Consider the following 12380-nt stretch of genomic DNA (forward strand, 5'->3'; position numbering starts at 1 on the left):
CCACTCAATTTTCACTTACAGAAAGGTTGTGACAGCGTCCATGGACCATAGCCGTACACCGCTCTTCACCGCATTGAAAGAACACGCGGCCAAAAACCCGGTGCAGTTTCACATTCCAGGTCACAAGAAGGGCCTTGGTACCGACAGCGAATTCAGAGCATTCATAGGGGATAATGCCCTTTCCATAGATTTGATTAACATCGCTCCGCTGGACGATCTTCATCAACCGACCGGCGTCATCGAGGATGCCCAGAAGCTGGCGGCCGATGCATTCGGTGCAGATCACACTTTTTTCAGCGTACAGGGGACAAGCGGTGCCATCATGACCATGATTATGACCGTATGTTCACCCGGCGATAAAATCATCGTTCCGCGCAATGTGCATAAATCCGTACTATCTGCGATTATTTTCACCGGGGCTAAGCCGGTCTTCGTCTCCCCTGCCCAGGACAGCGATGTCGGTATCGATCACGGCGTAACCATCAGTTCCATACGCAAAGCGTTAAAGCGGCATCCGGATGCCAAGGCGGTGTTGATTATCAACCCGACTTATTTTGGCGTAAGTGCTAACCTGAAGGAGATTGTGGATCTGGCGCACAGCTATCATGTTCCGGTTCTTGTGGATGAAGCTCATGGCGTCCTCATACATTTCCATGAAGATCTGCCGATGTCTGCGATGCAGGCGGGTGCGGATATGGCTGCCACCAGTGTGCATAAGCTGGGCGGTTCCATGACACAAAGCTCTGTGCTGAATGTGAACACCAAGAACGGATACATCAACCCATTCCGTGTACAGACAATCATCAGTATGCTGACAACAACGTCAACTTCGTACATTTTACTCGCTTCTCTGGACACCTCACGCCGCAATCTCGCGCTGCACGGACGTGAAATGGCAGCCCGGGCGATCGATATGGCGCAGTATGCGAGACGCTCTATTAATGAGATGGACGGCTTGTACTGCTTCGGTAACGATATTCTTGGCGGTGAGGCAACCTACAGCCTCGATCCGACCAAAGTGACCATCCATGTGCGGCACCTCGGCATCACCGGGTACGAAACGGAGAACTGGCTGCGGGAGCATTACAATATTGAAGTTGAGCTCAGTGACATGTACAACATTCTGTGCCTGATTACACCCGGCGATACGCCGGATACAGTAGAAACGCTGCTGACCGCTCTGCGTCAGCTATCCAAGGAGCATTACAACAAGAACAAGATCAATGAGCTGATCGTCAAGATCCCTGAGATTCCGCAGCTCTCGCTGGTTCCCCGTGATGCTTTTTACGGCGATACGGAAGTGGTGCCGTTTAAGGAATCCGCAGGACGGATCATTGCGGAGTTCATCTATGTGTATCCGCCAGGCATCCCGATTCTGCTTCCAGGAGAGGTCATCTCTCAGGACAACATTGATTACATTATCGATCATGTGGATGTCGGACTTCCCGTTAAAGGCCCGGAGGATCGCAGCATTCAGAATGTAAAGGTCATCGTGGAGACCGACGCGATTTTTTAAGCGGCATACGAGCCATCAGGTCAGCAAAAACCCCAGTGCATCCGCACTGGGGTTTTATACATTGAACAAGAATGAAGAACCTATTCCTGGGCAGCTACAAGCTCGTTGTAAGCCTCTTCGACCGCATTCCATTCTTCTTCATCTTCAATATTATAAAGAACCATTTCCTCGTCCTCTTCTTCCATACGCAGAATCACGCCATCCGCTTCCGGATTGTTGCGTTCCAGCAGTAGGGCATACAGCTTCTCGCCCACATCGAACGTTTCCACGAGAACCATTTCCATCTCTTTACCCTGCTCGTCCGTCAAGGTAAGTACGAATTCTTCTTGATCGTGGTTATGCTCATGTTCATGTGTGTGATCGCTCATTGAAATAAAACCTCACTTCAGTTAAATTATTTTACTTCAGATATGGTATCACGGAAGCCAGAGCAGGTCAATTTAACCAGCTCCTCATATATTATCACAACTTCAGTACAGCATTACTTTAAAACGGTGATGACTTTCTCCGCCACTTTTTCAAATCCGGAGCCGGCAGAAGTCTTGATGTAGAACCCTACGGAATACTTGCCAACCGTATCGAAATCATAAGTGAAATCATAGGTACGGAACCAGAAATTATCTTTTCCCTGGATATTGCTCTGGGACTGGATGTCCTTGATGCTGCCTCCCGGATCCTCTATCGCTACCTTTACTGCCTCCACATCATCATGCAGTGTATCCACTTGACTGAAGACATTAAACTTCAGCTTCCCCCGGTTTACGTTACCGAATGCAGTATCTCCTTTAAACAGAAAAATATGCACATTCGGCTTGACGATCCTCAAGGTCCCGCTGCTCTTGTTCCAATTCGTTGCGCCGCTTATATCCCGGACAGGAACATAAATTTTATTATCGATCAAATACGCGCCATCCTTCAGTTCCTGTCCGTTCATCCATACCCGGATCCGGTCCTGAATAGAATCGGCGAACAACAGCGTCCCGCCGCTCATCAACGTCAAGACAAGTGCTGCTGCTGTTATTTTTTTCCACCCTAACTTCAACTTCATAGTCATTAATCCCCTCCATTCATTCTAGCTGCTATATGTGTATACTACAGACTAAAAAGTAAAGTTGCGGCAAACCGCTCATTTTGTGCTTGATTTATTTTGCATTGGTCGGCAGCAGGTCGATTCGTTACAATAGAAGCATGGCAGGTTATACCATTCACATGAGACGGAGGTTGTATGGATTGACACTTAAACTTCAAATGCTCGGAACAGGCGGTGCTTTCTCGCGCAATTACTTTAACAACAATGCATTGATATTTGATGAAGACTTCACACTGCTGGTCGATTGTGGGGTGACCGCACCCATGGCACTGCACCAGATTGATAAATCCTGGGAGTCTATTGATGCCGTGCTGATCACACACACACATGCGGATCATGTCGGCGGTCTGGAAGAGCTGGCTTTTCAGATGAAATTAAAACATAATCGTAAAATGCCGCTGTACCTCGCAGAATCTCTCGTGGAGCCGCTGTGGGAAAACACACTCAAAGGCGGACTGTATCAGGAAGGCACCATCATGTCGCTTGACGATGTATTCACCGTCATTCCCCTGCCGGTGGGAAAGGCTGCGGACATCTCCCCGGGAATATCGCTTGAACTGACTCACACGCGTCATATTCCAGGCAGAGACAGTTATTCACTGTATTTGAACGGACGTATTTTTTACAGTGCAGATATGACCTTTGATCCAGATCTGATTCACCAGCTGGTAAGGGACCGACGCTGTGACGTCATTTTGCACGAGTGTCAGCTGGAAGGTGCAGGACATGTGCATACCACACTGGATGAGCTGCTCACTCTTCCGGAGGAGATCCAGGAAATGATCTATCTGATGCACTATGCGGATAACAAGAACGACTTTGAAGGACGGATAGGCAAAATGAGATTTCTGGAGCAGCAGCAGGTCTACGATTTATAAAGGGATGCATAAACATCCATCACTGGCGGGAGAATAGGCTGGAGGAGGTGATCTCTATGGACAACAGCAATCCGCAGGCCGAGGTGGTCGGCGTACGCAAAAATGGCGATGGTGATATTGTTCAGCTGAAGCTGGATAACGGGCAGGTAGTGGATTATAAAACCGCACAGCAGATGGTACAAAATCAGGAGATCAAGAACCTGAACGTGTTCCGCGGGCGGGATCATGACCTTCATCTCCGTTCCAATGCAGATGGTGACCCCAGCAATAACTTGGACAATCTGCCGGGTTTCTAAAGATCGAAAAAAACATGGCGGTGCCGAGATAACCCTGACACTTCCATGTTTTTTTTGTGTGTAACATAATCTGCATGCTGATAGACTCTACCTCGTTCAGCTTCTAAAGCTCTTTCTTCATACGTACATGCGGAATGCCGGCATCATCAAAAGGCTGCTCTGAGATCGTGACATAACCGAGCTTTTCATAGAACCCTTCCGCCTGGCATTGTGCATCGAGGACCGCATGCTCCAGCTTGAGTTCTCGAGCCTTGGTCTCCATGGCCATCATAAGCACGCGTCCCAGACCTTTGGTCCGGAATGCTTTGAGCACGGCAATCCGCTGCATTTTGGCAGAATCTTTATTGTAGTAGATCACACGGCCGGTTGCCGCGTATTCCCCGTTATATTTTATCAAAATATGATGAGCATCCGAGTCCAGTCTGTCATAATCGTCAATTTCCAGACTCTCAGGGACGTTCTGCTCGTTCACGAATACATCTTTGCGAATATTCAGCGCTGCCTGTAACTCATCTTCTGAATTTACATTAATGATTTCTGCTGCCATGATCTGCACCTCTTTATGTTCACCCTGCTTGCTACGCGGGAGTGGAATAGAATCGATGAATTATTATACAAAATATATGTTTTTCTGTATAGTAAAAGAAAATGCTGATACGAAAGGGGCCGCACACTTCATGGGCATGGGAGGCACTATTTTTTGGGCTGTTATTATTGCGGTAATTTTAATTGTTCCAATGTTCTACACGATTAAAAAAGGCTATTCCCGCAAATGGGATGAAGAATAGAATCGTCGTGTTAAGAAAGGAGCCGCCGGCATAGCCGGCGGCTTTTGCTTCTCTATACACAAAGCTGGGTTGAAAGGACCTATTATTTATCCCGAAGCGGGCTTGGCGGTTCCAGCTCAAGCGTTGGCTCCTGGATCAGTCTCTCAACCCGGCTGCCAGATGAATATACTTCCTCTTGCACAGATCGGTCATAAACGTCTTTGTGCACCGGTGAAGCCGGGCCATCCATCACAGGCAAATGTTCTTCCCCACGGCCGGAAATACTGCACCCGGAGAGCAGCGGAAAGAGCAGCATGGCAGCCGCGATTATGCGTGTTGAAATCCTTTGCTGTTGTTCTGAGCTCACGGTCTGTCGTCCTCCTCTTAGGATAAACCTGTCTTTCGCTAGCTTTGACCAGAATGGTGATTTATATAAGTGACAGACCTCAACACAACAGCCTGCCCATCCTTTAAGCCGTAGATCAAAAACTCATCTTGCGAAAGGGCTCTAACGGACATGGAGTCCGTTAGAGCCCTAAATGCGGCAGTTTTCAGTTTTTAACGGACATGGAGTCCGTTAGAACGAGAATTGGTGCTCAAAAGGAGCTTTCCAAGTGCTCTAACGGACTGAAAGTCCGTTAGATTGGTGAGAAAGCTCAAATTGGCACTCTAACGGACTGAGGGTCCGTTAGAGTGCCAGCTTATATATCAACTGCAACCCATACCAAATTCGTATCAATGCACGCGTTCACTATAAAACAACAGCCCATAAAAAAACAAAAAAACCTTGATTTCTCAAGGTTTGCTTCATATAGGACGGATGGGGATCGAACCCATGACCCCTACCCTGTCAAGATAGTGCTCTCCCTCTGAGCTACCGTCCTTCAACGAAGTTTATAATACCACAGCAGGTATGAAAAGCGCAATACAGAAATTATATATGAGTTTAAATATACCCTAGTATGGTATACTACTTATAATGAAAGGAGATGATCAAGGATGAAAAAACAGATCGCGGTGATCGGAGCCGCACTTATGCTTGCACTAAGCGGATGCGGTGACGATCAAGAAAGTAGTGACAAGCCGGCTTCCAGCCATTCGGACAGCAGTCACGCCGCTATGAATCATTCAAGCTCCGGCGAGGTACCCGTCGGCCTGAAAGAAGCGGATAACCCGGCCTTCGAAGTAGGCAGCACAGCCGTGATCCAGACAGATCATATGCCAGGCATGAAAGGAGCCACCGCGACAATATCCGGTGCCTTCAGCACAACGGTGTACGCCGTCTCCTACACACCGACTACAGGCGGTGAACCGGTCAAGAATCATAAATGGGTGATCCACGAAGAATTAAAGGATGCAGCGGTTGAGCCTTACAAATCCGGGGATGAGGTCACTCTGGAAGCAGACCATATGGCTGGTATGAAGGGTGCCGCCGCCACGATCGACTCCGCACAGGAGACGACCGTGTATATGGTGGATTATACGCCTACTACAGGCGGAGAACCGGTTAAGAATCATAAATGGGTGACAGAAGATGAGATGTCTGTTGAATAGATAATAACTGGACGGAGATTTTAATCTCCGTCTCTTTTTTCACTTTTACTTCCAAGCTTAACATTGCTAATCGCTGTTCGTGTCCGTATGTACAATGACCCTTCCTGTATCCGGATGGATCGTCCACTCGCTTAACCACTCCAGCCTAATCTCTCTGTCACTCACAAATGAAATGGGCAGAAACACATAGGTCGACTCATGATAAGCCGTAGGATTCCACCGGTCACCAACATACAAATATGTCGTCGTCTCGGTTCCTGTGATCGGGAGAATGCAGGTCGGCTGGCTGTCATATGTCGTTGCATCCCCAAATGGGCGTAATGATGACCATCTGCCTTCTATTGAATCGCTGTAAGCATACATCCCTTGATTCGGAAGCCATCCGGTACATCCCGAGCTCACCATGAGATACACACCGTTATGCTTCATCAGCGCAGGGGCTTCCCGGTATTGGCCAGGCCATAATGTTCTGACAAGCTCCTCGATCGACATATAGTCCTCCGATAAACGGTAAATCATGAGATCCGCATTATCACGGGCTGCAGAGATAAAGTAAGCTGTCCCATCATCATCCTGAAACAGCGTGCAGTCTCTTGACATATGACCTATAGGATTAAAGCTGCCATGATAAATATAATGACCATCTACGGTATCACATGAAGCGATAGCACACCGGGCATCTTTATAATTCTGTCCGTTCTCCCAATGCATCCACATCACATATTTTCCGGTTGTTTGATTGAACAATACCTTAGGGCGTTCTATGTTAGCTCCCTTCTCTGTATTCAGCGGATTCATTTCAAGTGACGTTCTATGGTACACCGGCTGCACAGGACTCATTAAATCCAGGACATCATTCCGGAATTCCCACTGCATAAGATCCCTGGAACGGTAACAGGATACTTTACGTCCTCCCAGGCGGTTCTCGCCAAACCAGTAATAATACCCCTTGTCCCATATGATCCCCCCGCCATGTGCATGGATCTTGTCACCCTGTAAGTCCACCCATGGACGGCCATTTATCAAGTAATCTACTTGTTCCAACCTCATTTCCTCCTCTTGATCCAGCCCCAGATATTACAGGTCATAAACATCACGGAATTCCTGAGGCGTGCTTCCATAATATTTTTTAAATACCTTAATAAAATAAGGCACATGCTGATATCCGAGCAGTTCTGCAACCTCATAGATTTTTTTAGGGCTGCTGCGCAGAAGATATGCGGCCCTTTCCATCCGGACCCGGAGTATATAGTCTGTCAGACTTTCGCCTGAAACTGCCTTGAACACTTGAGAAACATAGACCGGATGCAGATAGACATGATCGGCTATTCTTTGAAGCGAAAGACTTTCAGAGAGATGTTCTTCCACAAACTTATGAATTTTTTTAACCGTCCGGGTCTGGGTATTCGAAGCCTCACTCTCCAACTCACTGCGAACGATAGCTGCCGTGCGGAATGTCCAATCCTTCAATTGACTGAGTGTCCGGAAATCATCAAACCGCAAGGGATCTTCCAAGCGGTTCCCCAGCCAGCCGTATAATTCATACCCGCTCTTATGGGCCATAAATGCAAACGCGCCGATAACAGAACAATAGACCTCAAGCGCATGCTCTGCTGAATGGCTGAAGTTCTCCTCCAATTCTTCAAATATGGATTCCAGCTTCTCAGAGAAACAATCCCACCTCCCTGCTTCCAGCAGATCTGTCAGCAATGGCGGCTCATACAGCTGCTGCAAGGTCCGGACCGGCACCGTATGGGGTTCATCCTGCATGGACAGCAGGAATCCGGTTGAACTGCCGATATGCTTTCGAAACGATATTAATCCACTTTCGTAAGCGGTATGCACATGATCAGGGAAGACTCCCCACTTGCTGATCATCAAGGAAATGCTGCCCTTCAAATAAGCTGCAACATGCTTCTGAATTTGACCGGCCAGACGCTCCAGATCCTGTTTGATGTCACTGACTGCATTTTCTTCAAGTACAGGTTTTACTACAAATACTAGGTAGCCGTGAGATTCTTTCCCGAACCACAGGTTCATTCTGCCGCGAAGCACCTCTTCAGCAATGTTATGAACCGCGTATTCCAGAAGCAGCAAATCCGAATGGCTGTAATGAACAAACGGCTCTTCAAGGCGGATCAGCATAAGTGCGACAGAATCCTGTTCCTGAAAAGGAATGTCCAGAGATGACAGCTTGCTGGAAAGCTGGCTTCCTGCAGCTAATCTTCCTTGAAGGAGCTCCAGCAGAAGATCTCTTTGCAGCAGCGGACGATGTTCGCGAAGAGTCTGCACCGTATGTTCATGGGAAACGACCGTTTCCCATTCTTGTTGAATATCCTGAAGCGCTTGCTTAACCGAAGTAATCAGATCCTCGTCATCCACTGGCTTCAGCAGATAATCGGCGGCTCCTGTTTTTAACGCTTGTTTGGCATATTCAAATTCTGCATATCCAGTAAGCAAAATGCATTTGGTAGACTTGGAGCTGCGGGATATCTCCTCCATCAGTTCAAGTCCTGACATGCCGGGCATCCGGATGTCCGTAATTAACAGATCAATGGCATAACGCTTCAAGATGTCCTGTGCCTCTGCTGCCGACCCGGCTTTGTAGATATGATCGATCTGCAGTTCTTCACACGGTAATGTGGCTGCCACACCATCCACCACCCACTCTTCATCATCCACAATGAGCAGCTGATACATTAACATTCCCTCCTCTAGACTTCTTCATCTGACTGATTCATTTGAGGGATCTGCCAGCGCATCAAGACACACAGTCCGCCGGAATCCGATATTTCAAAAAACAACCCGGAATTCGCGCCGAATTTAAGCTGCAGCCGCTGGTGTACATTCCGTAATCCCAAGCTTTCATTCCCGCTGCCTGAATAGGTATATATGGCTTCCTGCATCATGGTGAGCTTCTCCTGCGTCATCGTCTTGCCATTATCTTCAATCACGATTTGATTTTCGTTTCCGTGACGAGTCCCTTTTACCGTTATGATCCCTTCTCCCGGATTCATTTCAATCGCATAGATCACCGCATTTTCCACTATAGGCTGCAGAAGTAGTCTTGGCACAATGAGCTCTTCCATCTCTTCCGGAACATCAATTTCATAACGGAATCGTTTCATCCTCATATTTTGTATGGATAAATAGTTGTCGATCAGCCTGATCTCTTCTCCCAAGGTTTTATCCTGTTCATCTACACGGGTGGTATACCGGAAGAACTCCCCGAGTTTGACGGACATGGCCATCACGGCTTCGTGCTGACCAAGTCTTGTCATGTTCTTGATAAAAAATAAACAGTTATACAGGAAATGCGGATTTATCTGGGACTGAAGCTGTTTTAGTGTAGCTTCCTTGGAACGAAGTTTTTCCTCATATACATGCCCGATCAAATCTTCAATCTGTTCAATCATCGTATTAAATTGTGTGAACAGAAACCCGAATTCATCATTCCGGTCACCTTGGAGCCGGTTTGAATAATCGCCCATCCGCAGGCGCTTGGTGGCTATAATCAACTTTCGGATCGGCACCTGGACATTGCGGTACAGCAAATATGCTGCCGAGGCACTGAGTACAACGAGCAGGATCATACAGATCCAAAACCAGTCCCGGCTGGCTTTTATCGGCGCAAGGGTTTGTTCCAGCGGAACATAATCAATCAGAGTCCAGCCAAGTGACGCCGAGGATGCAAAACTGACCATATAATCGCTTTTGTTATAGGTATACTGGAAATTCCCTTCACGGGCCCCTTTCGATAATTGAGGAAACTGGAGTCCAATGTCGTCAATAATCGTTCTTTGTGCTGTCAGATTCGTAATCGGAGGCGATTGGGGATGGTATAAAAAAGGATCGCCCGTTCCCTTTTGTTTAAATTCTGTCAGCAGCTGCTGGATATCTCGAATATCCACCCTGATCTCGGACACCATATCTGCCTTGTTCACATCTTCAATGGCTGAGAAAGGCTCGATGGTCCTCCAGACAAAAGATGAAGGCATACTGGAATTGGATGAAGGATCATAAAACCAGCGAAAAGGCTCCCTGCCTTCAGCCTGAAGTGTACGGATAAAATATTCGCTGTACAGCACCCAATGATGTGTCGTGACGGCTTCTTCTCGCTCGGGCGCAAACACCGTAAAGGAATGTCTCCAGCTGCCGATATTCAGAGAGGAAAGTTCTTCATAGACGGAAAGCTTGGATTGAAATTGTGGATAAGGATCTGCCCCCGGTTCCATGTTAATAAACTGCCGAATGCTCGGATTCTTACTCAGGCTGCCCAAGGAAGTAACAAATTTGTCCATTTCATTATCGACCTGCCGCATAAAGAAAGAGAGCCGGTTCCGGCTGTTCTCTTCGATCTCTGTCTTGACCACCTGTACGCTGATATAGTTGGAGTAAGAAAACATCAGGGTGACCGGAACAAGCAGCAGCCATAATATCGCTAATATTTTCTTGAACAAATTTGTTTTTTCCATCGGCCCGGATTCCTCCTGTGTGAACGTAAAGGGCACTTCATTCGCAAACGAATGAGCGCCCGTTACTTCTTCAAACCATCATTTTCATTATTTCACTTGTACCGATTCATACCATTCATTCACTTCAGCTGTAATTGTTTCACCGCCGGAAGATTTCCACTGCTCTGTAAACGAATCAAACGCGTCGATCGGGAGATCACCATATATAATTTTATTAAATGTCTCTTTCTCCATTTGGAACAAGAAGTCCCAGCGTTTTTTCATCGTTTTTGTAACAGAGCCGTTAAACATGTTAGGCATTGCAAACTCACGCTGTTCGTAATTGACGCCGCCTGCTTTTATCGTTCCCGGCAAATCTGTCGAAGCCTTTTTCTCAGCAGTCGTTTCCGGTTCTTTACCGCCTGCCAAATCATACATCGTTTTCATCATTTGTGACGGTATGCGGGCCCCATCAAATAATAATGTATATTTCGGAACCGGTACAAAAGGTTTGTCTTCTGGAAACTCATCTGCACTCCAGACCGGTTGTCCGTCTCTCATCAAGTAATCATACCCTTCAGCCAAGCCATATTCCAGATCACTTCCGGGCTTGCCTTGATTCTCAAACAAGTAATCAGCATACAAGAAAAAGGCTTCCGGATGTTCAAAATCCTTGTTAATCAGAATCACACCATTTGAGGTCAAGGATTGTCCTCTGCCAATGCTGCCATCAGGTCCTGCTGGAAGAGGATATGGACTGTACTCGGCGTTCGGATCAACTTCTTTCACCCCGGGCAGAACCCAGCCGGCTGACCAGTAGGGAGAAGTTACAATCCCTGCTCTGCCTGCAGCAAACAGTTCAAGTGCTTTACCGGCATCCTGCAAACCTGCTTCTTTATGAATATAGCCTTTTTTCATCCAATCCTGGAGCTTTGCAAGAACTTCCTTGGCTTCAGGCTGAACCGAGCCGTATTCCAGTTTGCCTTCTTCATTAAGATTCCATTGATTTGTCATCGTTCCATAAGCGCCAAACAAGAATCCGCTGTCTGCAGGCCCCCATGTTTTCATGCCGTCCTTGAAACCTACAGCAAGTCCAACTGTATCTTTCTTTCCATTGCCGTCCGGGTCCTGATTGGCGAAAACGTCCATCATGGCTTCCAGCTCTTCAATGTTCTTCGGTGCTTCCAAATTGAATTTTTTCATCCAATCATCACGAATCCACAACACCGGGTCGTTGTTATAGGCGTAGTCCAGAATCGGAACACCATAGCGCTTACCATCCCGGGTATACGGATTCCATACCGAAGGATCTTCGGCCATGGCCTGCTTCCACGTTTCACCTGCATACTGTTCAAACAGCTCTCCGACTTCCATGAATTTACCGGAATCAATCAGAGCATCAGCAACATCCTGGGAACCGCGGAACTGCATAATATCCGGAAGCTCCTCATTAGCTGAGAGCATCAATCTAACCTTCGTATCGATCGAGCTGCTGTCTGCCGTCCAGACATAATTAAAATCAATATTAAATTTATCTTTCACCCATTTCTCATGCGGGTTGTTATTGATATCTTCGCCTTTTTGAAAGGTAACATCTGCGGTCATCTGCCGGGCAATATTCATGGTCACCGTATCTTTAAACTTACCATCTACAATGACGTTTTCCGTGGACTGTTGTGCCGGCTCTTCCGTCTTCCCTTCATTACCGGACGGGCTGCACGCAGAAATCATACTTAAACAAATGATGGATGACAGCACAGTGGCTAAACGTTTTTTTAAAATACGAGTCATTTTATTTCCCCCTTATGATGTGAGCCTGTATTTC

Annotated in this window: 13 protein-coding genes and 1 tRNA gene; 5 read left to right on the forward strand and 9 right to left on the reverse strand. The window is 47.1% G+C overall.

Annotation, left to right across the window (positions count from 1 at the left end; all coding sequences use genetic code 11):
• Positions 1–40: 40 nt before the first annotated feature.
• Positions 41–1516 carry an aminotransferase class I/II-fold pyridoxal phosphate-dependent enzyme gene (locus HII30_RS02720; RefSeq protein ID WP_169503399.1) on the forward strand — a complete coding sequence of 492 codons (1476 nt, stop codon included), beginning with the start codon at positions 41–43 and terminating at the stop codon, positions 1514–1516.
• Positions 1517–1596: 80 nt separating this feature from the next.
• Here the strand turns inward: HII30_RS02720 and HII30_RS02725 are convergent, their stop codons facing one another.
• Complete coding sequence (locus tag HII30_RS02725) at positions 1597–1884, reverse strand: DUF1292 domain-containing protein (RefSeq protein ID WP_169503400.1); 288 nt, start codon at positions 1882–1884, stop codon at positions 1597–1599.
• Positions 1885–1997: 113 nt separating this feature from the next.
• Positions 1998–2570 carry a copper amine oxidase N-terminal domain-containing protein gene (locus tag HII30_RS02730; protein WP_246245976.1) on the reverse strand — a complete coding sequence of 191 codons (573 nt, stop codon included), beginning with the start codon at positions 2568–2570 and terminating at the stop codon, positions 1998–2000.
• Between the two features lie 176 nt (positions 2571–2746).
• Here HII30_RS02730 and HII30_RS02735 point away from each other — a divergent pair, with 176 nt between their 5' ends.
• Together HII30_RS02735 and HII30_RS02740 are read left to right on the forward strand one after the other, a co-directional pair.
• Positions 2747–3484 (forward strand): MBL fold metallo-hydrolase, encoded by a 738-nt coding sequence (locus tag HII30_RS02735; RefSeq protein WP_169503401.1) that lies wholly within the window; start codon positions 2747–2749, stop codon positions 3482–3484.
• Between the two features lie 56 nt (positions 3485–3540).
• A complete protein-coding gene (locus HII30_RS02740) occupies positions 3541–3780 on the forward strand; it encodes a DUF3892 domain-containing protein (RefSeq protein ID WP_169503402.1) in 240 nt (79 codons plus the stop codon).
• A gap of 103 nt (positions 3781–3883) precedes the next feature.
• Here HII30_RS02740 and HII30_RS02745 read toward each other — a convergent pair whose 3' ends face one another.
• Complete coding sequence (locus HII30_RS02745) at positions 3884–4327, reverse strand: GNAT family N-acetyltransferase (protein WP_169503403.1); 444 nt, start codon at positions 4325–4327, stop codon at positions 3884–3886.
• Positions 4328–4382: 55 nt separating this feature from the next.
• Here HII30_RS02745 and HII30_RS02750 point away from each other — a divergent pair, with 55 nt between their 5' ends.
• Entirely contained in the window at positions 4383–4568 is a 186-nt protein-coding gene (locus HII30_RS02750; protein ID WP_169503275.1) for a hypothetical protein, read from the forward strand.
• Positions 4569–4650: 82 nt separating this feature from the next.
• Here HII30_RS02750 and HII30_RS02755 read toward each other — a convergent pair whose 3' ends face one another.
• Together HII30_RS02755 and HII30_RS02760 are read right to left on the reverse strand one after the other, a co-directional pair.
• Entirely contained in the window at positions 4651–4914 is a 264-nt protein-coding gene (locus HII30_RS02755) for a hypothetical protein (protein ID WP_169503404.1), read from the reverse strand.
• Between the two features lie 445 nt (positions 4915–5359).
• Positions 5360–5431 (reverse strand) — tRNA-Val (locus HII30_RS02760).
• 115 nt (positions 5432–5546) lie between these two features.
• On the opposite strand from HII30_RS02760, the gene HII30_RS02765 reads away from it, so the two are divergent.
• On the forward strand, positions 5547–6101 hold the full coding sequence (locus HII30_RS02765) for a YdhK family protein (RefSeq protein WP_169503405.1): 555 nt from the start codon (positions 5547–5549) through the stop codon (positions 6099–6101).
• 66 nt (positions 6102–6167) lie between these two features.
• Here HII30_RS02765 and HII30_RS02770 read toward each other — a convergent pair whose 3' ends face one another.
• From HII30_RS02770 to HII30_RS02785, 4 genes are all read right to left on the reverse strand, one after another.
• The gene (locus tag HII30_RS02770) at positions 6168–7145 is read right to left on the reverse strand and encodes a family 43 glycosylhydrolase (protein ID WP_169503406.1); all 978 of its coding nucleotides are present in this window, start codon (positions 7143–7145) and stop codon (positions 6168–6170) included.
• 33 nt (positions 7146–7178) lie between these two features.
• A complete protein-coding gene (locus tag HII30_RS02775) occupies positions 7179–8801 on the reverse strand; it encodes a response regulator (protein ID WP_169503407.1) in 1623 nt (540 codons plus the stop codon).
• Positions 8802–8815: 14 nt separating this feature from the next.
• The gene (locus HII30_RS02780) at positions 8816–10576 is read right to left on the reverse strand and encodes a sensor histidine kinase (protein ID WP_169503408.1); all 1761 of its coding nucleotides are present in this window, start codon (positions 10574–10576) and stop codon (positions 8816–8818) included.
• 87 nt (positions 10577–10663) lie between these two features.
• Positions 10664–12346 (reverse strand): extracellular solute-binding protein, encoded by a 1683-nt coding sequence (locus tag HII30_RS02785; protein WP_169503409.1) that lies wholly within the window; start codon positions 12344–12346, stop codon positions 10664–10666.
• Between the last annotated feature and the right edge of the window lie 34 nt (positions 12347–12380).

It is taken from the genome of Paenibacillus lemnae (genome assembly GCF_012933385.1).
In the GTDB taxonomy this organism is placed as follows: domain Bacteria; phylum Bacillota; class Bacilli; order Paenibacillales; family Paenibacillaceae; genus Paenibacillus_AQ; species Paenibacillus_AQ lemnae.